The sequence below is a fragment of the Paenibacillus endoradicis genome (genome assembly GCF_024721975.1).
Window position 1 is genome coordinate 1,016,779 of sequence record NZ_JANQBB010000001.1, and the last position, 21,188, is coordinate 1,037,966.

Consider the following 21,188-nt stretch of genomic DNA (forward strand, 5'->3'; position numbering starts at 1 on the left):
ATCAGTGAAAGGGAAAATCAATCTAATCTCTCAGCAAATGTCTTTACAACGAAAAAACAGGCTTCTGCTTGCGATTATTTCGCTGGTACTTGGTATAGCGATTATAAGCCAGGCTGCACTGCTGGCTGAAGCAGTCCAACGAATCTTTGTAGAAAAAGCCTCCTTTTCATCCGTCATTATATTGCTCGGTATACTGCTGGCTGTTATGGCAGTACGTACTCTGTTGGTGTATGGCAATGGGAAAGTGGGGTTGTACATGGCTACCCGTGCTAAGTCCAACTTGCGAGCTAAAGTGTTGCAGAACCTGACCCATTCTTCCATTCTTCCAACCCTTGACGGACAGACGGGAGGGAAAGTCAGTATTGCTCTGGATGCTGTGGATGAGTCAGACAGTTATTTCAGTCAGTACATGCCGCGTATGATGGAAGCTGCGATCATCCCGATTCTAATTTTGGTCTTTGCATTTACTCAACATGCCAACACAGGTTTAATTATGTTGTTGACTGCTCCGTTTATCCCTTTGTTCATGATTTTGGTTGGACTGCAAACGAAGAACAAATCCGAAGAAAAGTATGCGCAACTGGCAGAGTTTTCTGGTACGTTTCTGGACTCGCTTCAAGGGCTTGTCACATTAAAAATATTCGGACGAGCTGATCGTCAGCAGCAGGAGATTAAACGCAGCAGCCTGGGTTATCGTGATGCCACGATGAGCATTCTAAAGATTGCATTTACGAACACCTTCATGCTGGAATCCATCGTCATGTTAAGTATCGGTATTGTTGCTCTTGAACTGGCTATTCAGTTGCTCGTTTTCAAATCGATAACTTTTCACACGGCCTTTCTCGTTTTGTTACTCGTTCCGGAGTTTTACAGTCTATTGAAAAATACGGGGACGGCTTTTCACAGTGGTCGAACCAGTATGGGAGCGATTCGCAAAGTGGAACAAATGCTTGCCGAAACTGCACAAATCGATAGTGAAGATAAAGCAAACAAAAGCGATATAACTGATGTAATGGTTCAATCAGAACCATCGCAAGCAGAACTTTCGAAGCTGTTTTCTATGCCACCGTCCATTAAACTGATGAATGTTCAGTTCCGGTATGCACCTGATTCATTTGAACTTGAGACAGGTCAGATATCTCTTAAACCTGGAGAGAATATCGCGATTGTCGGGAAAAGTGGCTCTGGTAAATCGACCCTATTGCATCTCATTTCCGGTTTATTAAAACCGACATCCGGGGCCGTTCTGATAAACGGAAGACTGCTTTCGCAATATGATGAGGTAGCCTGGTTCAAGCATGTTAGCTACATTACACAGCATCCGTATATTTTCGCAGGCACACTGGCAGAAAATATTGCGATTGGTGCAGGTAAGAACGTATCCAGGGTCGAGATTGAACAAGCGGCTGAGGAAGCTGGACTCGCTGCAGTCACCGATGAATTGGAACAAGGACTGGATACCTTTGTCGGTGAAGGAGGTAGAGGACTATCTGGCGGGGAAAAGCAAAGGCTTGCTTTAGCACGTGCTTTTTTGAAACGACCTGCCATCATATTGTTTGATGAACCGACTGTGGGATTAGATTTGCGCACTGAGCGAGTACTGCAGCGTTCCATATCATCACTGGCAAAAACGGCAACTATGATTACGGTAGCTCACAGATTATATACGATTCAGCATGCGGACAACATTTTATTTATGGAAAATGGCGTATTAGTTGACTCAGGACATCATGATGAGCTTCTGCAGCGATTGCCTGAGTATGCCGAGATGGTTAATATCCAACGAAAAGGGGGGTTAGCATGAATGAGCTAGCTATGTTGACGAAGGCGATGTTTCAGGAACGCAAAGATATATTGCTTTCCATTTTGGGCGGATTCATGGCCGGTATAGCAGGAGTGGCACTCTTTTCCGCGAGTGGGTATTTGATTTCGCAGACGGTATTTGCCCCGCCGCTCTACACATTAATTGTACTCACCTCAATGGTCAAACTGCTCGGTTTTCTTCGAGCGGCGAGTCGTTACGGAGAGCGCTTGTATTCACACCGAGCGACGTTCTCCATGTTGAGCCGTTTACGGACCTCCTTTTTTGCAAAGCTCATTCCTATCACGCCTGGTATTTTGAACAAAAACCGAAGTGGAGATCTGCTAGCACGGATCGTTGGGGATGTGGAGAGCTTGCAACATTATTTTTTGAGAGTTGCGTATCCACCGATTATAGTCGTCATGGTCTTTTTGGCTACCGTGTTGTTTACTTCTACCTTTTCATTCTGGATCGCGTGCTTGCTCGTACTAGGCATGCTGATCACAGCGTTTGTTGTACCGAGTATTGTTTCACTGGGACAACGTAAAATACACGGTCATGTACGTGAGCAACGAGCGTTGTTGTCTACGGAAGTAACCGAGGTATTGTATGGTTTCCGAGATTTAAAAGTATACGGACGATTGTCACAGCGGGAGCAGCAGCTTCAGCAGATTTCCGCTAAATTGGCATTCGAGCAGCAAAGAGCAGCTGGGCACTTGCTTCGCGGGCAATCCATGCATATTTTTGTAACATATCTCGTAACATGGGGTGTGCTTGTACTGAGTGCCTTTTTAATTATGAATGGAGCGCTTGCTGGTGTATTCCTCGGCATGTTGATCCTAGCCACACAGACAGTATTCGAAGAAGCAGCCGCGATGGCCACGTTACCCGCTTATAAACAGGATAGTGAACACGCAGCCAAACGACTGAACGAAACGGTTCAGCGCTCCGATGTACAGTCTGTGCAATCAGACGGAATATTGTTAGCCAATCAGGCCGTTTCGATGGAGATATCCTTTGTTACCTTTCAATATGAAGGGGAGTGGAGACCAGCATTGAGCGATATTTCCCTACATTTTTCACCAGGCTCCAAAACAGCGATTGTGGGAGCAAGCGGTTCAGGAAAGTCAACGATTATTGATTTGTTGCTTAAGCTACGCACACCAACTTCAGGTGATATACTATTGAATGGTTTATCCACGAAGGAACTGGATGAAACGAGCATATGGCAAACTACTAATGTTGTCTTACAGCAAAGTCATTTCTTCAGAGGAACTATTCGGGACAACATGCTACTGAGTGGAGAAGAACATAGTGACGAGCAACTGGTGGCTACACTGGAAAAAGTTCAACTGCCACATATGTCGTTGAACGATACTGTATATGAAAGGGGAGAGAATCTATCGGATGGCGAAAAGCAGCGGCTTGCTCTAGCACGGGCAATGCTGCACAACGGACGGTTATGGCTACTGGACGAACCGACATCTTCGCTGGATTACGTGACAGAGCAACGCGTATTGCAGAATCTCATGGCACAGGCGGCAGATGATACACTTCTTCTAATCTGTCATCGACTTACGGGACTCGAGAAGATGGATCAGATTGTTGTCATGGATCGAGGCAGGGTAGTGGAACTGGGGTCGTTCAAGGGGCTGATGGAGCAAAAAGGGTATTTTTATGAGATGAAGAACATTGAGCTACAACTAATCGGAGACACAGATTAAGAGGCTTTGTTCGAAAAGTTAGAATATTGTTCAAGATTAAAGAATCATTCCTTATAAATGCTGGGATAATTCTTTAATCTTTTTACTATATTTGTTGAAGTGAGAGCGAATTTTAGTTTACAAAGAGTTTCCAATTAAATTAAGGATTCATAAAGAAATAATCAAAGTTAATGAGAAATCACTTTAAACATTTTATGTTAGAAAAGTTATTTAATAGAATTTATTTATTAAAAATTTAATGTGTATAAGTGTCCCAACCAGCTTCAAACATGGTAGTTACAAGTAGAATGACTGAATACTACTATTTATTTTATGGGAGCTGATAGTATGGAGCAGGTTCGGCAAGCAAGAAATGTAGCGATCTTGATTATCAAGCAGAACTTGTACTATCCGTGTGTACTGGTGCGTTATTTAGCGAAAGCACAGCTGTTAGATGGTCTAAAACTTACCACAAACCGTCATGCGATAAACGAACTAAGGGAAATCATTGGCGGATCGGAAATCATGCAAGAAGCACGATATACCGATAACGGGAAATTTATTATGTCTGCTGGCGTGTCCGCAGGTATAGATGCGTCACTACACGTCGTCGGAAAATTATTTGGGGTAGAACGAGCAAAACAAGCAGCAACGATAATGATTGTCCAAGGACACAAGTGTTCCAACATAATCGTGTTTTGACAGAAAGTTACCTACATTGTCACGAATATTGTTTGAATTAATTTAACTGCATTCAGCTGCCGTTTTCTAAAAGCTGAACTCCACAGTATCAATATCGTGTCAAAGAGATGGGACTATTGCAATCCATTTCACGTCGTGGAAACTGCTTAGATAACGCTCCAATGGAATCATTCTTTGGTCACTTAAGAGATGAATGTAAATCTTATACTCAAACTTCGCTTTGTGCAGCTATTTTGCAAAAATGAATTGATTATTCTATTCCTCGCAAACAGCTTTAGGTACTCCGATGTAGTTAACTTTTTCACGTATATATCTTGCAGGGTTTCAGACATCCAAGGATTATGGACAGGGCTACCCACCATATCTATTGTAAAGGATTTTTTTTGTGTTTGTATTTACGAATAGCTAGATACGTTCCATTGAAACTTACATTAACTCGAGTTCATTTTATTTCTTTGAATAGCCACTATATGAAGAGCATCCTGCAGTTCATTTATATCTTGTTGTATATTGGTAAAGTCTGTGATCTCAGGAACGTACTTTCTAGTGAACGGACGTTGCTGTTCTATAGCGATGGCCATCGTTTCAAAAACAAGAAGAAATTGGGAGAGGCTCTCATCTGACAGGATGGGTCGATCAGCGTATTTTTGACTAGATTCTAGTAAATACCCCAATTGTTCTATATAAAATATAGCGGGCCTAAGTGCTTCTAAGGCTGTTGTGTTGCTAGGGATTTCTCCAAATGCTGTTGTATATACAATGTTTAGATTCGTTAGATTTCTTCGCATTTTGCCTTGAGCTGCGGATTTTTGTACATCAGCGTTGCTTCTATGTTCCGAGAACAACATCATGAGAAATTGCTGTTCACTCCGAAGGGTTTTGGCCATGACATGAGGGAGTAAATTTGAAGCTTGACTCTTGCCTATCAATAATGTTCCAATAAGGCCAATTAATGATCCAATAAGGACGTCGGTTATTCTTGCAGATGCCAAGAAGGCAGTATTATGTAACTGAGTCGTGCTTTCGGCAAGAAGTAAAGCATTCGATGTGATAAACAGTGCGGCAATCGCATAATTAACAACAATCGCAAGCTCTGTAAGAGCTGTTAGTATCACGATAGCGATGACGATGACCAATCCCTCAGGATGAAGGGAAAGGATGATCGAAGCGATCAGAATACCGAGGATCGTTCCAATAGAACGCTGGATCGCACGGTGGAATGTGGAAATAATGGTTGAACCCGACATGACAGATGCACAGGATAAGGTAATCCAATATGATCGGTTAAAGTCAAATGAATAGGCAATAATCGCTGCGATTGTAAGGACTACTCCATATCTTGTCGCTGTAAGAAACACAATAGAATTCTTATCAAATGATCCCCCAAATACGGTCTTTAGAGATGGCTTAAAAATTTGAATACCGGGATTAGTCTGGTTCATAAGTTCATTCATGGTAGTGCGGATTGATGCTCCTAGTTCTAGGGGAAGCTTATCCTTACTCTTCTCAATACGTTCAAGGACATCCATGTAAATTTGATTGGCTTGATTATTTAATAAAAGTAATCGTTTATATTGATCTGAAATTCTCCAGGATATGTACCCTGCGGACAGGTTATCCTCTGCTGATTTTAACGATAGCACTAGTCTCTGCCTTGCCTTGTTAGAGTCATCTGTACCTACGGAATCCATATAAAGGGCAAGATCTTTATAAACTTGTTGTACTGCAATGGTTTCCGGCCCATGCGGGTTCATGAACCCGCCCATCATTCCGATGATCCAAGCTAATACCCCACCCAATAGAACTAGACCTGTACGAAGGGGAGCGAGGGAAGGATCTAAAGTCATCCCCGTAGCCATCGTAAAAGCTAGAACAAAGAATATTGCTGCTGGGCCTGCAATTCTTAAGGAGCCAAAGACAAATGTTGCTATCGCACCAATCAGGCCGACTGTTATTGCTGAGGTAAGCGAGAAAGGAGCAAGAAGAGTTCCTAGACCAACGGATAAAGACATTCCAAGGAGAGCGAAAAGGAGCTTTTTTGCTCTTAATGCATAGGGGATATTGAATACATAAAGATAGGTGAATCCACCAATGCCTGCTAGTAATCCGTATTGGAAGTTTCCTAATAGCAACCCTATAAGGGGAGGCACACCAGAACATATCCCAGCACAAATTGCCTTTGTCCAAGGAAGAGGATTCTTATTCATCTTAAATGCTCGTTTTATTGCAATCTTATACATGCAGACCTCTCCCGTTAATTATATGGCTATCTTATGGTTGCGTATATATTTCATAATCGATTTCACGCTATAGGGAATTCAGTTATTTTTTTATTATAATGTGCCCTAGCAAAGAATGAAGTATCCCTTTGATGACGGTTTGACAATATTTTATAAATATCGGTACTGTTGCTAATAATACCTCCATCCACATAAGGAGGGTATAACTCATGGACACTAGCTATAAAGGGACAAACAAAATGATTGCGGGAATTGTATTTGGTGTTTTAACGTTCTGGCTTTTTGCTCAGGCAATGGTCAATGTCGTTCCTGCAGTTCAATCAGATTTAGGTATTTCAATGGGAACGCTAAATGTAGCCATTAGTTTAACATCATTATTCTCAGGGATGTTTATCGTTGCTGCTGGTGGATTAGCAGATAAGGTTGGACGCAAAAAGATGACATATATCGGGCTAATATTAAGTGTTGTTGGTTCTTTACTCCTAGTATTTGCTATTGGGTCCGTTATGTTAATTATGGGTCGTGTTGTTCAAGGTTTATCCGCTGCATGTATCATGCCAGCAACCATCGCATTAATGAAGACGTATTTCGAAGGTGCAGATCGACAACGTGCACTTAGTTATTGGTCTATCGGATCTTGGGGTGGTTCTGGTGTATGTTCTCTTGCCGGAGGTGCGATTGCGACGTATTTGGGATGGAGATGGATATTCATCTTTTCGATTGTGTTCTCACTGATTGCGATGTGGCTTATTAAAGATACGCCCGAGAGTAGAGGACAATCAACAGGCGCATTTAAATTTGATTACGCGGGCTTAGCTATTTTTATAGTAACGATGCTTGCATTAAATATCTTTATTACTCAAGGTGCAGATTTGGGTTGGACAAGCCTACGTACGCTAGGTTTGGCCGTTGTTACCATCATAGGAGCTATCGTGTTTGTTAAAGTTGAAAAGGGAAAAGCTGTTGTATTAATTGATTTCTCCTTATTTAAAAATAAACCATATGCGGGTGCAACATACTCAAATTTCTTGTTAAACGCGGTTGCAGGTACACTCGTTGTTGCCAACACGTATGTTCAAGTAGGTCGAGGATTTACTTCTTTTCAATCAGGGATGTTATCCATTGGATATTTAGTAGCCGTGTTAGCTATGATTCGTGTCGGTGAGAAAATTCTGCAGAAGGTAGGGGCAAGATCACCAATGATATGGGGTTCAGTCATAACCTCTGTTGGTGTAGCAGCCATGGGTTTAACTTTCTTACAAGGCTTTGCCTATACAGTTTCTGTGTTTATTGGATTTGCCTTATTTGGTCTTGGACTTGGTATATATGCAACCCCATCAACAGATACAGCGGTATCTAATGCACCTTCCAACAAAGTCGGTGAAGCTGCAGGGATCTACAAAATGGCAAGTTCCCTTGGTGGTGCGTTCGGTGTTGCAATTTCAGCAACGGTATATAGTTCAATTGAAGCAGTGGCAAGTCTAGAAGTGGCTGCAACAGCCGGGATTATCACAAACGTTATATTCGGTGTACTTTCAATCATTTCTATTGTTTTATTTGTTCCAAGAAGTGCTGGAAAAAAGACGTCACCCCCATCCCCGTTTGCTAAACCTGTGACAAAATAAAAGGAGACAATTATTTGAAAAGTCGATTAATCATCAAAACCCAAAACTATCTTTTAAAGAAGAAAAGACGACACAATATATTGCCGATTTCTATAAAGGAAAAGATGATGTATAAGTACAAATGAATGTTGGGAATTGACACGGGATTATGTAACGATTAAAGGTGGAAAATCTGGTTAGACAGTCGGATTGCATGCATATTTCGATGCACTTCCAATTCATGAGTCATTGGTTGTAAACCAAAAGGAGTTAAAGAAGCCTATTCCAATCACCATCCGAAATTTGATATTGATGAAGATGCTCTAATTGTTACTGCAAAGTTAGTGGCTCAAGTGGTTTGTAGTTATTATGAAATAAATTAAGGGGGTATTCACATGTTATTGAATGATTTAATGGAGAAGTTAGATGCCAAAAAGGAACGTATGATCGAGATTCGCCGACATCTTCATGAGCATCCGGAGCTTTCTTTCCATGAAGATCAAACGGCTGCCTATATCGCCGATTTTTATGAAGGAGTACCGGTGGATTCCGTGGAAACGAACTTCGGCGGTCAACGTGGGGTCGTTGTAACCATTAAAGGTACTAAGCCAGGAAAAACTATCGCTATTCGTGCGGATTTCGATGCATTGCCTATCAAGGAAGAAACCGGCTTGCCATTTGCGTCAAAGAATGAAGGTGTTATGCACGCTTGTGGACATGATGTGCATACGGCCTATATGTTGGTGTTAGCAGAGACATTAGCGGAGATGAAAGAGCAGTTGAAAGGTACTATTAGAGTCATTCATCAACCAGCAGAAGAAGCACCTCCAGGTGGCGCACTCGGAATGATTAAAGCAGGTGTGTTAGAAGGGATAGAGGCTATCATTGGGATTCATGTCATGTCTACCATGCCAACAGGACATATTTATTACAGAAGCGGGAACACTCAAACAGGAAGATCATACTTTAAATTACGTGTTCAAGGTAAAGGTGGACATGGTTCATCGCCCCATATGGCGAATGATGCCATTGTTGCAGCAAGTTCATTCGTTATGAATTTGCAAACGATTGTTAGCCGTCGGATCAACCCATTTGATACAGCTACCATTACGATTGGTTCTTTTGATGGTAATGGTACATTCAATGTGATCAAAGATGCTGTAACGCTTGAGGGAGATGTTCGAACAATGTCTAATGAAACACGAGACATTGTAGAGTCTCAAGTTCGTGCCTTTACGGAAGGATTAGAGAAATCATTTGGTGTAACAACAGTCCTTGAATATGCTAATGACTATCCTGTTCTATATAATGATCCTGAAGTCACAGAACATGTGCATCAAGCGTTATTAGAAGCATCCATTCCTGAGGTGGAAGCCGTACTGGAGACAGCACCGCAACCGCCGTCAGAAGACTTTGCTTACTACCTTCAACAAGTGCCCGGGTGTTTCTTCTATGTAGGTGCGATGCCGGAATCGGGGGAAGCCTACCCACATCACCACCCTAAATTCAATATCAATGAAAAAAGTCTTATTATTTGTGTAAAAGCGATGGCTTCTGTTGTTGCTTCTTATTGTGATGGTAACGATTTTACATAAAATATAAGAGGGTAAGATAGATGGACGGAATTATAATCAGTATGAGTAAGAATTCATGCTGCCCAAAAGAGGATTCTATTGAACAGCATAAATTCTTAAAAATAGAAGTAAATAAGGTTTATTGCTTGTACACTGGCTTGGATTAGATCATGGGTATTGCATAAAGTCAACAAAGACACCTTGTCAATACGTAATAGATTATTGATCTAGAAAAGCAAATTAAAGATTTCAAAAAAATGGTAGAGGCAGGTTAATCGAAATATTAGAACCAAAGTTAACAAAGTATATTTAAATTAAGAATAAACTTATCTTGAAAAGAGGATCACATGGAATGGAATATTAAAAAAGAGTGGGTACTTCCATTTGAATTACCATGGTCAATTTCAGAAAAAGTAAAATCTTCAAATAACATTAACACAAAACAGTTACTTCAATTTTTCGGAAGTAGTCAAACAGTTGGAATGAAATATGGAATGGTTGGAAAACAGTATAAGGGAGTTGTTCATATGAAGCTTCTGGATCATGGACTTCTGGAGGAACTTTTGAGTACCAATATCAAAAACCATACACACAAATACATAGATAAATAACAGGTATGTTTCGATATTACTTAAATAATGAGTTTTTATTTTTAAAGGGATTAACATATTGTGAAGATAGCTTAAATAATAACCATCATAGCATTTTGAATCAATTTCTACTCACTAACGAGTGTCCGTTTGATCTTAGTAAATTAGAGTATGTTTGTTTCTCATCTGATGGAATGCCAATCGTTTTGCAATTTATCGGTAAACCGTTCTCAGAAGGTGAATTGTTAGGAATATCATATTTTGCATTCAAAATTAAATTCGAAGTTGGAGTAGTAGGAGAATTTACTAAGACTAGCCATGGTACGCAAAAAGAACGACTTAACCATATAAACAAGAGGAGCATCCAATTTTTTGGATGCTCCTCTTGTTTATAATTAGTTAGGAGGTAAATCCTAATAATTGAGACATTTTAAACGCTGTTTGCTGTAACATTCTTATAAAATCTGAATGTTCTGAAGTATCCAGAACATTTGCCATTGATACTACCGTTAATGCTGCCACAATCTCCCCATTCAGTTCAAAAACTGGTGCACTAATAGCTGTGATGCCAGATACCACTGTGCCTGTTGTTACGGAAAAGTTTTTATGCCGAATGTTGTCTAGTTCTTTAATAAGCTTATCATAATCTTTTTTGTTATTTTCATCTAGTTCTTTGACAATGAGATGCTCAGTTTTTTCCTTCGGCAAATAAGCGGAAAATAGTAATCCAGGAGCGCTTTCGGTCACACTGACTTGTGACCCGGCTTTGATACCCAAATTTACAGCGCGGTTACTTGCTTCCCATCTTAAAAAGAAAGGGCCATTCTCTCCCCAAATGGCTAGTGCTACTGTCTCATTAAGTGTTTCTCTTAGTTGTATTAGAAAGGGATGGCATATGTCCTGAATATTTAATTGTTCAGACGCCTTTAAACCGAGGAGAATTAGTTCCGTACCCAATGAATACTTAAGATCTTGATTTTTCCTAAGAAAACCTGATCTAGAAAAACTAGTAAGATATTTATGGAGTTTGCTCTTTGGTATATCACATAAAATGGATAACTCCGTTACAGTTAGAGGTTTTCTTTCTTCAGAAATTTTCTTAAGGATATATAGTCCCAATTCAAGAGATTGGATACCCTGTCCCTTTGGTTCAGTTACTGCCATTAGATTCATCCATCCCTTCCTGAATAACGGCTATTTCGCCGGCTTTAGCTTCGTATATTGCTAATTTTTAGCGGGTTCATGATTCAGATGCGGCTTATGAGCCAATTTGTGGCCTTTTCCTGTTAAATGCAGTCCTAAAGAAAAACAACATAAGAGTCCACCAACGATTAGTGAAGCCAGAAATAAATCATGATAAGTCAATGTTAATGCGACTGCTTGTGCTGATTGCACTTCTGTAAGAGGATTAAGCTTTAATTCTTCATTAAAAGTAGTCTCATAATCGTTTTTAGAATACCAGCCAATTATTACTGTTGCAGCAGTATATATAAGAAATCGAATGAATTGAACTGCAGTCATTCTTTTAACAAGGTCAGGCAAAGCCCCCCCGAGTGCAGCACCCATTAGGCCTGATCCAACCGTTATTCCAACCCCGGCTATTAGGATCGTTAAGTTAACGGCGATTAGAGGTAATGAATAGGATTTTTCTAAGAAAAACCATTGAATATTGACCGCAACTATAGCAAGTGATCCAATAAAACCCAGTAACCCAGGTCCTATTTTATCATACATAGTAGTACTGAAACCAGCAGCTATAATTACACCGATAAGCAAACATCCATATAGTAATAAAAGTTGTTTGTTTGGAATGCCATAAATATTGCGAAGTATTCCTTGTATCGCTAATAGGCTAAGTGCCATTGTGATATTGCTCGTAATGGCCATTAACATGCCAAGTAAAGGCTTAGGGTGCATAATTAATTTAAATGCTATAACAGGATTTTTGGTTTTGTTCTCGGCAATGATAAATAGAAAGAAAATAACAATAAGACCTATAATAATAATCCAAATATCAAGCTGAGAACCAAACCGATTCGCAAGATAGTTTAATGTTATTAAGGCTATAACTGAACAAATCATGATGAGACTTATACCTAGCCTATCCAAGTCAGCCCCTTTGCTGACATTGTGAAGTTCATTACGCAAAAAAAATTGGCTAAGGATAATTCCTGCTAAAGCTATTGCACTAGCTATATAAAAAATCCATCTCCATTGATTATAAATCAATGCCACATTACCTAAGTACATTCCAACTATAGCGGATCCAAAAAAGCCTAACAAAAGCACGAATAATGCCAAATTTCGTTTTTCAATAGGAAAAGAAAGGACAAGCAATGGAAGCATAATCATAAGCATTACACCACTACCCATACCTTGTAGAAAACGACCAAGTGTCATCCACAACATATCAAAAGTAAGTGCAGATAATAGAGCGCCTATTATAAAAAGGAGCATTGCGATAAGGTAAGTGTTCCGGACTCCTATTCTCTGTCTAAGAGGAGGGCCAAGTGGAATAAATAAAGCGAACGTGATTGTGCTGATAATTAATGGGACGAATGTCGTAGTATTGTTAGTACCTAAAGCTTTTTGAATAATATTTTGAATGGGGATTAAAGCGCTGTTTACCATTAGCCCAGGTCCAATAGCCATTATGGCTAGTAATGAAATTTTCCAGTGTTTCTGTAATGTCATTTTAATTGATTCCCTCTTTACAAATTAATATTGAAACCTTTCCCGGCTTCTTTTTTCTTTTCTTGTATTGTTCACCATTAAGAAACAATGTTTATTTATAGTTTACAACATTATAACAGAAGGTGTATATTAGTACACGTGTTAAGCATAATAAGATGCAAAACGTTCATACAACTAGGAGGAAATGGAAATGAAAATTAAAGCTGCAGTAGCCCATACTATCGGAGAAGGATTGAAAATTGAAGAGATAGAACTTATGGAACCAAAGAGCGACGAAGTGCTAATTAAAATTGTAGCTACAGGCATTTGCCATACAGACGCTGAAGCAATCAAAGGTAATGGTTCGCCGCTTCCAGCTGTATTCGGTCATGAAGGTGCGGGTATAGTAGAAAAAGTTGGTTCTAATGTATCCACAGTAAAACCAGGAGATCATGTTGTATTGTCCTACTCTTATTGTGGGGAATGTGTTAACTGTCTTTCCGGTCATCAAAATCTATGTGAAAGAACAGTAGAATTAAACTTTGGTGGAAAAACGAAAGATGGTTCGAGCCGGTTACACCAACATGATCAACCCCTATCCAACTTTTTTGGTCAATCCTCTTTTGCAACATACTCCATAGCTAATAAAAATAATGTTGTCGTAGTTGATAAAGATGTAGATCTTGCGTTGTTAGGACCTTTAGGTTGTGGGTTGCAGACAGGCAGCGGTACAGTCTTAAATAGCTTGAAACCGGAATTCGGGAGTTCTATCGCAATATTTGGTGGTGGTGCAGTGGGATTGAGTGCAGTAATGGCTGCTAAAATTATTGGTTGTCGGACGATTATCGTAGTTGACGTTCATGAGAGCCGACTTGAACTAGCAAAAGAACTAGGAGCAACACATGTTCTGAATGGTAAAGAGGTGGATGTTGTAAAAGAAATTAAAGAGATTACGAATGGCGGGGTGCATTACGCGATTGAGACAACAGGTGCCGTACCAGTAGTTAAACAGTCTATTCATGCATTAAGAATTTTAGGTACGGTTGCGATTGTAGGTATGTCAGGTGATGTTACACTGAACTTTATCAATGATATCTTAATGGAAGGTAAAAAAATCGTGGGTACCGTTCAGGGAGACTCAATTCCACAATTACTTATACCTCAACTCGTTATGTATTATAAAGAAGGCAAATTCCCATTCGATAAACTGGTGAGTTTCTATGAGTTTGAAGATATCAATAAAGCGTTCGAAGATTCGAAAAAGGGAATTGCTATTAAACCAATCGTTAGAATAGCTAAATAATTCGTAAGTACTTTTAGAAAATTATTAAAAAACTGTCCAATACATGGGACTGACCCCATAATTGGACAGTTTTTTTTATTTTCGAGTCATTTCAGGAGAGGGTATTTTGTGTTTCTTCTATTTCTTCATTGACGATTTTTTGGTAATTATGGCCCCATACCTGCATAACATCGATGATCTGTCTTAATGTATTTCCTAGATCGCTCAATTCATATTCGACCTTTGGCGGAACTTCAGCATAAACCTTCCGAGTGAGAATTCAATTCTAATACGGATGTTCATCTGGATGTAAATGATATGATAATGTCTGCCAAAACAATATCTGGGATTCTACAAGGCAGCAGTATTCCGCAAGTATTCATTCCAAAACTGATCCAATTTTATAAAGAATTAATTTTCCCTTTCGATAAGCTTGTTAAATTCTACGATTTTGAAGAGATAAACCAAGCTGTTGAGGATTCTGGAAGTGGAAAAACAATCAAACCAATTTTAAATATTGGATAGTGATGAGGAGTGGTTAAGAAATCTCAGCGAAACCGATTATTAGATGTGTATTAAAAGGTGGAATAAATGTAATTGTAAAAAAAGCTGAGCTCATGTACTTTAAACGGGAAGGTAGTTATAAACAAATTCAAAGTTCAACAGTGCTAATAAGATATGCAAGAATATTTCAAAAAGACTTATAAAATATAACAAATGCTGATCATCAGATTCTTGATAATCAGTATTTGTTATATGATGAATGAAGAGAGGATTCGGTTAACTATACAAGTTCTTGTCTTTTAACCATATAAGTTCTTGTCCTCGGACAAGTAACAAAGGCTAATATGACATGGCTTAATGTAAACTTTAATACATATGTACAAAATACGAGTTTTGTGTAAAAGTATTATTTGAAATTAGTAATTATATGCTTTAGATATTTCATGACTTTCGTTAAACCTCTAATTTGGCTATTACATTCTAATTTATCTATGTATAATAATTAAGTGTTTCATCTTACTAATACACATTCAATCAACGATTTTATTTTTAATGTCTTTCGCTTAACTTAATTCTTTTAGTTACAATTTACTGTTCAAATCTTTCAGCATTTCATTTGATTAATTACTTTAGGATCTTAGGCTTAATATATTTGCTTAATTAAATTGAAATTCAATTAGAATTGTATTTTGGTTTAATTGGACTTAACAATTTCTGCTGTAATCAATCTATACCTAAATATATTTATTACCAAATTTTTGAATTTAATTCTTTGAACTACTTTTCGACCCTAATATTATTTCCAACTTAATAAAATGCAATAAATTTACAATTTCAATCCTGAATACTATTTCGTAACATTAATATATCCTTTCAATAAAAAGCGTTACTCACTTGTTTCTTTTCCAAAACATTTATGAGGGCCTCAATCTTATCGAAAAGTTTTTGCGCGGTTGTTTCCTCATTCGGTCTTAATAATCCTTTTGCTCTGCTATATTCGAATTCGGTATACTGAGAGATTTCAACCACATACACGAGCTTCTGTGTGATAATCAAATCATGCTGTTCCGCAAAACAAGGATCGGATCAAGTTTGAGTCGTTGGGAAATGACACAAACTTGATCCGATAATAAAAAATTCGCTACAATTAAGGTTCTGTCATTTCGATGCAACAAAAGATACTGTTGCACCTTGATATTTCCAATCAATCTAATACAGCTCGTGAAAAGAGGTCTCTAATTAATGTGTCATCTTCACATGCTTCCTTAAAGGCGATTGCAAAACTAAACATTGCTTCTTTATTGTCTGTATAAATGCAGAACGTATCAGCTTCAGGGTCAAATCGTATGATATCAACTAAGTGAGGCATTTTTTCTTCAAGAAACACGGCTGCTAATGAACCCCAATCATAGCCATTCCCTTCAAATCCTTCTTCAGCTCGTGTTTGAAAAATTTCATGCTTATATTTGCCAACACCTAAAATCATTGAAATGCTTCCATTATGATGAGCAACTAGCCCAAATGGGTTTATTTTTTCTTCAACTTCTAAGAAACGGGGGTCAGTCCCAATCCTCATCCCCTTTTCATCGTTTACTATATGGATGATTTCATTTCCTGCTCTAGCAGCGGCGTTGCGGCTCCTTTCTAAAAATGTCCTGCCATGTGAATCTTCAGGATCTAGTGCTACAGATTGTTCAAAAGCAACGATCGCTTCCTTATATTGTTCAAGGTAATAATAAGCATATCCTATTCGGAAATGCCAAAGAGGGTCGTGTTCGCCTTGCTCTTGCACAGATAAAAAATATTGGATAGCTTCATTATAATTTTCTTGATTATTCAATGCTCTTGCCAAAAGGCAAACTAAGTCATAGTCCCTGTCTATCTCGGGTATATCCATAATTTTGCTAATGATTTTCGCATGCTGGTTCTTGTTATGCCAAAGAGTAAGCTGTTTTAATAAATCCTCTTCCATCTTTGTATCATCTCCTCTTACTTTAATCAAAAAAATTTCCATATATTAGAATAACCCATATGATCTGTGAAGTTCAATCATTTATGTATGGTGTGCCTTGGACGCCTAAGAAATGAGAGCAGCAAATGAATAACTAATGCGACGAGCTACGATCAGCTTTGCTTTTGATTCAGATAAATTAGCGGATTTAATAAAATCAGATATAATGGTCCTGTCCCAGCTGGTTTGAAAAACGTAACTGCCTTGCATCTAAGCATGAAACAAAAGAAAGACTTAAATAATCTTCAGTACTTGCAGTTAAACGGTAAATTCGAAGATTTGTCTCCCATAGCAAACTGTAAAATTCTTAGCAATATAATCCTTCAGTGTACAGTTGAACAATTGAACTTTGTCCGTGAGTAGTATCAATAATAGGACATAGCGAACCACTGATTTGATTAACCTTTGAAATTTAGCTTCTTTTTGGGCTATTATAGCTATTCTCCTCTTGATGTTCTGGTTACTTTTTCAAATCTTCTGCTCAAACCAACTACCAATCACGTTCACGAATGGCTTCCTCTGTATCTATTTCGATATCAAAAAAGGCTAAAATATCTTCAACAGTTTGTGCAATTGATTCTCTCGCAACTGTTTCAATTTCGCTGTCATTTTCGTCAAACTCTTCTGCAAGATCATTGATCGCATGAATGGCAAAATCGAGCTTTGATTGAATTTCTTCGATATCTTGATTTCCTTGTTCCAAAAATTCAACAACTTTAACTAGTTCAGCTTTGACTTTATCAACAAGAAAATTAGGGTAGTATCCATCGATATACATATCCTTTAAATATTCAAATGACGCACTATCATTATCTCGCACTCTTTGCACAAATGGTATAATTTTGTTGGTAACATTTGCTACAGCTTCAAAGGCATCTTCACTTACTTCGTTATCCGTAGTTTGTTCATTCAGAACTTTCAATGCGGCAGATTGCTTAAGTTTCTTTTTCTTTCGGTCGATATTACTTCGACTCCATTCTAATAATGTCAAAGTATCTCTATCTTCTGGATCTAGCTTATCTGTTATTTCGAATTGTCTTAATGCTTCCTCATATTCTTCAAGATAATAGTAGGAGTAGCCCACTCGAAAATGCCAAAGTGGGTCATTCTCACCTAGTTTTTCAATAGTCAAAAGCTGTTGAAGTGCTTCATCGTAACGCTCCAGATTATTCATAGCTTTTGCCAATAAACTGACCGTATCATAATCTCTGTCTGATTGGGGAATTTCCATAATTCTATCTACTATTTTTTCATGCTCATCTTCTTGATGCCAAATAATAAGTTGTGCTAAAGGATCCTTTTCCATCACTTTGCCTCTTTTCGTTTGGAAGATAGTAACTTTTATCCAAATTTATCGTAAATGAACAATCATTATTTTGCAAATATCAAATTTGATTCAGCAGAAGAGAGATTATGAATACCTCTCAATATGTTGGAAAATGCTTATTGCGTGGTATATGTAAAAGAAAAATGATGAATCCTTGTTAGGATTTTATGCAAGTCATTTTAATTTGGGTGAGGTTTTCTAAGTTGATTTCAATTTGTAATTCGGTATGCTCATTAATAGCGATTAAGGTTTATCTTTGATTTCTAAGTTTCTTATAGGGTTTGAATGTTTAAAAATATTCCCCATACTAAACGGTCTTCAGCTTTTGTACAAGCAATAAATCCTTCATTTCCCATTTGACCAGCACCGCCATAGATTTTCCCGTCGTGATGATCTATAGTGACCCATTCATCAACGATCGTCCAATATGCAATGCTTTCAATGGTTGTGTCACACAAGGGAGCCCAAAAGAATTCACTTTCTTTTGTGTTGGGGTCATATTCACAATAAATCTTCCTTTAGATTCTATTTTTATATAACGTAATATTATTATCGGATTGTCGGAACCATCCATAGAGATGACATAGCTGTTTTGTAAAACCTCTGCAAAGGGAGGCTCCTTGATTTGCTCACGGACCACTATAGTCAAATCGACAACCGTTTCGTTTCTGGAGACTGAAGCCATTTGAGAATGCATATACGCCCCCAAAAAACGTCCGAATAACATGCATATTAGTCTTCATGAAAGGTTACATTCAGAAGCTGCTCTGCATAAGTAATTACCTCTTAGTTTGCCGGACTCCATACTAGTGTGCTATTATCCTCCCAATGTAGGAAAGTCTTTAATCACAATTCTTTCAGTACAAATCTTGTAACACATTCAGTATATTAATTAATCAATAATATCTTCTATCTTATTGATATCTATCACTGATATTTGTATATCCATAATCGGCTTAGCAGCTACACCTACTATGGAGGTCTTACCTAGTTGTACTTTATTCTACTATTTTAAAGCCTTGATCATCCTCATCAATAGGGAGATCAATAATAGTTATATTCTTTACTGAGGCCCGCTTCAATGACTTCATGATTTTGACCAGAGAATCTATTTGCGACTCATCTCCTTGGAATTCTGCTTCTACACTTCCACCTATTAAATTTTTTACCCATCCAGTTAAGTTCATTCTTCGAGCAATACAATATATTTCTAAGCGGAATCCTACCTTTTGTACCCTGCCAGAAAAAGTGATTTTTTGTCTAATAATATTATTTGACTTGAATTTTGGAATTGTAACGCGATTTGCATGCCAAATTACATAATCGTTTCTTAATTTCTTAAATACACTCATATTTCCGTAGACTCCTTAATAAAACTTGCTTTTACTTTTTATTTTTAAGCATATTTTCTTCAATAAATTCACAGTATATTTCGTTTTCTCGAAATTCGAAATGAAGTAATGTAGTCTTCTCAATTTATTTCTATATACTCTCAAGAAGCCGTCCAAGAGTGAGCAACGACAATCCGTATGCAGAATCAATAAATTAAATAATCTATTATATAGACGTTAGCAACCTATGGGAAGTTTCTCCATTTTGCACCTTAATGTAAGTTAAATTAACACACCTACTTTTATTTTACAAAGTAAGACATTACTGAAAACAATGTAATAACAATTATTTGATATGATCATATTTGTACCTAATTTATATTTACATCTAAGAGGAGTGTTTAAATGTTTAAAAATATTAAAAAATGGTCAGCAACAATGCTTTCTACTGCACTTGTGCTCGGTATGGTTACTGTCCCTTCTGCGATTCCTGCATATGCAGAGTCATTAGGAAACACAAGTAATGGTATTAGTAAAATTACTGCTACATTTTATGGTGAAACTACGAGTTCCAAAGGTTTTACTTGGTATACTTCAAAACTTCTTACGAACAGTACGGTTCAGGTAACAAAGAAAACGACAGCAAATGCTGATTTTATGAATGCCATTCAATTTGGGGGTTCCTCCTCTCCATCGACTAATTCTAAAGACGAGCTTGTCCATAAGGCAATAGCTACTGGGCTTGAAGAGAACACAATGTATTATTATCGTGTGGGTGACAAAACTAGTGGAATTTGGAGCGAGACAGGTACGTTCCAGACTGCCCCTAAGAGTGGTAAGTTTACCTTTATAGATCTTGCTGATACTCAAGCCAAAAATGAAGATGAAGCAATATTGTCTGCACAAACACTTGAGAAAGCACTACAAACCGTTAATAATGCTCAGTTTGTAGTCCACAATGGAGATATCGTGGATACGGGTACTAAGGAAGAGCAATGGAACTGGTTGCTTGGTCATTCACAAACAAGTCTATTGAATACAACGTTTGTTCCTTCAGCAGGTAATCATGAGGATGAGAACTTTGCTTTTTATGAGCACTTTAATATTAACGAACCTGCTGGTTCTGCTACTGAAACAGGTGCGTACTATTCTTACGATTACAGCAATGCTCATTTTATCGTACTGAATACTAATGAAGATTCAGAGAAATATGCTAATTTCTCTGAAAATCAAGTTGAATGGTTAAAGCAAGATGCTAAAGCAGCTAAACTAGCTGGAGCAGATTGGATCATTGTTAATATTCATAAAGGGCCTTATACTACGTCTAATCATGCTACAGATTCTGATATTATGGATGACAATGGAGTTCGTAATCAAATTGCTCCATTAATGGCTGAGCTTGATATCGACTTTATTATGCAAGGTCACGATCATATTTATGCTCGCACAAAACCAATCGCACAAGATGGTAAAGCGACTACGCCAACAAAAGTTACAGAAACATTAAATGGACAAACAATTGAATATAGCGTTAACCCTGATGGAAGTATTTATGTGATTCCGGCGACTGCAGGACCAAAAGTATACTATAAGAACCCTAGCGAAAAACTTGGCGATAACTACTATAACCTATTCGAGCTAGCTGAAGAAAGTCATGCTGCACCATATGGTCCTGATCCTAATGACGATCGTAGACCAAAACGCGCACAGATCCAGAACTTTGTTGGTATTACAGTAGACGACAATAAACTTACGGCTGTAACGTATGAAATCGATCAAAGCAAAAATGATGCTAAGCCGTTTATTGTAGATCAATTCGGAATCATTAAACAAGATGTAGCTCCAC

16 protein-coding genes and 1 pseudogene are annotated in these 21,188 nt (G+C 38.1%); 9 read left to right on the top strand and 8 right to left on the bottom strand.

The window, feature by feature from the left end; translation table 11 throughout:
* Nucleotides 1–4: 4 nt before the first annotated feature.
* The 3 genes from cydD to NV377_RS04670 all read left to right on the top strand — a co-directional run bounded on the left by cydD (nt 5) and on the right by NV377_RS04670 (nt 4,206).
* Nucleotides 5–1,804, top strand: a complete 1,800-nt coding sequence (cydD, locus tag NV377_RS04660) for a thiol reductant ABC exporter subunit CydD (protein WP_258199989.1) — start codon at nt 5–7, stop codon at nt 1,802–1,804.
* On the top strand, nt 1,801–3,525 hold the full coding sequence (cydC, locus tag NV377_RS04665; RefSeq protein ID WP_258199990.1) for a thiol reductant ABC exporter subunit CydC: 1,725 nt from the start codon (nt 1,801–1,803) through the stop codon (nt 3,523–3,525). The genes cydD and cydC overlap by 4 nt, the downstream gene beginning before the upstream one ends.
* Before the next feature lie 327 nt (nt 3,526–3,852).
* The gene (locus NV377_RS04670; RefSeq protein ID WP_258199991.1) at nt 3,853–4,206 is read left to right on the top strand and encodes a type 1 glutamine amidotransferase family protein; all 354 of its coding nucleotides are present in this window, start codon (nt 3,853–3,855) and stop codon (nt 4,204–4,206) included.
* Between the two features lie 431 nt (nt 4,207–4,637).
* Here NV377_RS04670 and NV377_RS04675 read toward each other — a convergent pair whose 3' ends face one another.
* Nucleotides 4,638–6,446, bottom strand: a complete 1,809-nt coding sequence (locus NV377_RS04675) for an FUSC family protein (protein WP_258199992.1) — start codon at nt 6,444–6,446, stop codon at nt 4,638–4,640.
* A 209-nt stretch (nt 6,447–6,655) separates the two neighbouring features.
* Between NV377_RS04675 and NV377_RS04680 the strand changes: the two genes are divergently transcribed.
* The 3 genes from NV377_RS04680 (at nt 6,656) to NV377_RS04690 (ending at nt 10,235) form a co-directional block, all read left to right on the top strand.
* The gene (locus tag NV377_RS04680) at nt 6,656–8,071 is read left to right on the top strand and encodes an MFS transporter (protein ID WP_258199993.1); all 1,416 of its coding nucleotides are present in this window, start codon (nt 6,656–6,658) and stop codon (nt 8,069–8,071) included.
* Between the two features lie 374 nt (nt 8,072–8,445).
* Nucleotides 8,446–9,645 (top strand): M20 family metallopeptidase, encoded by a 1,200-nt coding sequence (locus NV377_RS04685; RefSeq protein ID WP_258199994.1) that lies wholly within the window; start codon nt 8,446–8,448, stop codon nt 9,643–9,645.
* 326 nt (nt 9,646–9,971) lie between these two features.
* Nucleotides 9,972–10,235, top strand: coding sequence for a hypothetical protein (locus tag NV377_RS04690; protein ID WP_258199995.1), 264 nt, complete (start codon nt 9,972–9,974; stop codon nt 10,233–10,235).
* Nucleotides 10,236–10,613: 378 nt separating this feature from the next.
* Here the strand turns inward: NV377_RS04690 and NV377_RS04695 are convergent, their stop codons facing one another.
* Nucleotides 10,614–11,378, bottom strand: a complete 765-nt coding sequence (locus NV377_RS04695) for an IclR family transcriptional regulator (RefSeq protein ID WP_258199996.1) — start codon at nt 11,376–11,378, stop codon at nt 10,614–10,616.
* 60 nt (nt 11,379–11,438) lie between these two features.
* A complete protein-coding gene (locus tag NV377_RS04700; RefSeq protein WP_258199997.1) occupies nt 11,439–12,908 on the bottom strand; it encodes an MFS transporter in 1,470 nt (489 codons plus the stop codon).
* Nucleotides 12,909–13,098: 190 nt separating this feature from the next.
* On the opposite strand from NV377_RS04700, the gene NV377_RS04705 reads away from it, so the two are divergent.
* Complete coding sequence (locus NV377_RS04705; protein WP_258199998.1) at nt 13,099–14,190, top strand: NAD(P)-dependent alcohol dehydrogenase; 1,092 nt, start codon at nt 13,099–13,101, stop codon at nt 14,188–14,190.
* 91 nt (nt 14,191–14,281) lie between these two features.
* On the opposite strand, the gene NV377_RS04710 is transcribed toward NV377_RS04705, so the two are convergent.
* Nucleotides 14,282–14,449, bottom strand: a complete 168-nt coding sequence (locus tag NV377_RS04710; protein ID WP_258200370.1) for a winged helix-turn-helix transcriptional regulator — start codon at nt 14,447–14,449, stop codon at nt 14,282–14,284.
* A 38-nt stretch (nt 14,450–14,487) separates the two neighbouring features.
* Between NV377_RS04710 and NV377_RS04715 the strand changes: the two genes are divergently transcribed.
* Complete coding sequence (locus NV377_RS04715) at nt 14,488–14,694, top strand: hypothetical protein (RefSeq protein WP_258199999.1); 207 nt, start codon at nt 14,488–14,490, stop codon at nt 14,692–14,694.
* Nucleotides 14,695–15,877: 1,183 nt separating this feature from the next.
* Here the strand turns inward: NV377_RS04715 and NV377_RS04720 are convergent.
* From NV377_RS04720 to NV377_RS04735, 4 genes are all read right to left on the bottom strand, one after another.
* Nucleotides 15,878–16,645 carry an Imm51 family immunity protein gene (locus NV377_RS04720; RefSeq protein WP_258200000.1) on the bottom strand — a complete coding sequence of 256 codons (768 nt, stop codon included), beginning with the start codon at nt 16,643–16,645 and terminating at the stop codon, nt 15,878–15,880.
* A 529-nt stretch (nt 16,646–17,174) separates the two neighbouring features.
* Nucleotides 17,175–17,990, bottom strand: a complete 816-nt coding sequence (locus NV377_RS25990; RefSeq protein ID WP_444850874.1) for a DUF5713 family protein — start codon at nt 17,988–17,990, stop codon at nt 17,175–17,177.
* Between the two features lie 415 nt (nt 17,991–18,405).
* Entirely contained in the window at nt 18,406–18,708 is a 303-nt protein-coding gene (locus tag NV377_RS04730) for a hypothetical protein (protein ID WP_258200001.1), read from the bottom strand.
* A 301-nt stretch (nt 18,709–19,009) separates the two neighbouring features.
* On the bottom strand, nt 19,010–19,363 hold the full coding sequence (locus NV377_RS04735) for an acylphosphatase (protein ID WP_258200002.1): 354 nt from the start codon (nt 19,361–19,363) through the stop codon (nt 19,010–19,012).
* A 384-nt stretch (nt 19,364–19,747) separates the two neighbouring features.
* Here NV377_RS04735 and NV377_RS04740 point away from each other — a divergent pair.
* Nucleotides 19,748–21,175, top strand: a pseudogene (locus NV377_RS04740) (purple acid phosphatase family protein); the annotation flags it as partial.
* Nucleotides 21,176–21,188: the final 13 nt, after the last annotated feature.

Excerpts from the sequence above, each read along its gene's own strand:
- cydC (WP_258199990.1), top strand. The coding sequence starts at position 1,801 with ATGAATGAGCTAGCTATGTTGACGAAGGCGATGTTTCAGGAACGCAAA.
- NV377_RS04670 (WP_258199991.1), top strand. The coding sequence starts at position 3,853 with ATGGAGCAGGTTCGGCAAGCAAGAAATGTAGCGATCTTGATTATCAAG.
- NV377_RS04675 (WP_258199992.1), bottom strand. The coding sequence starts at position 6,446 with ATGTATAAGATTGCAATAAAACGAGCATTTAAGATGAATAAGAATCCT.
- NV377_RS04680 (WP_258199993.1), top strand. The coding sequence starts at position 6,656 with ATGGACACTAGCTATAAAGGGACAAACAAAATGATTGCGGGAATTGTA.
- NV377_RS04685 (WP_258199994.1), top strand. The coding sequence starts at position 8,446 with ATGTTATTGAATGATTTAATGGAGAAGTTAGATGCCAAAAAGGAACGT.
- NV377_RS04690 (WP_258199995.1), top strand. The coding sequence starts at position 9,972 with ATGGAATGGAATATTAAAAAAGAGTGGGTACTTCCATTTGAATTACCA.
- NV377_RS04695 (WP_258199996.1), bottom strand. The coding sequence starts at position 11,378 with ATGGCAGTAACTGAACCAAAGGGACAGGGTATCCAATCTCTTGAATTG.
- NV377_RS04700 (WP_258199997.1), bottom strand. The coding sequence starts at position 12,908 with ATGACATTACAGAAACACTGGAAAATTTCATTACTAGCCATAATGGCT.
- NV377_RS04705 (WP_258199998.1), top strand. The coding sequence starts at position 13,099 with ATGAAAATTAAAGCTGCAGTAGCCCATACTATCGGAGAAGGATTGAAA.
- NV377_RS04715 (WP_258199999.1), top strand. The coding sequence starts at position 14,488 with ATGATAATGTCTGCCAAAACAATATCTGGGATTCTACAAGGCAGCAGT.
- NV377_RS04720 (WP_258200000.1), bottom strand. The coding sequence starts at position 16,645 with ATGGAAGAGGATTTATTAAAACAGCTTACTCTTTGGCATAACAAGAAC.
- NV377_RS25990 (WP_444850874.1), bottom strand. The coding sequence starts at position 17,990 with ATGGAAAAGGATCCTTTAGCACAACTTATTATTTGGCATCAAGAAGAT.
- NV377_RS04730 (WP_258200001.1), bottom strand. The coding sequence starts at position 18,708 with ATGCATTCTCAAATGGCTTCAGTCTCCAGAAACGAAACGGTTGTCGAT.
- NV377_RS04735 (WP_258200002.1), bottom strand. The coding sequence starts at position 19,363 with ATGAGTGTATTTAAGAAATTAAGAAACGATTATGTAATTTGGCATGCA.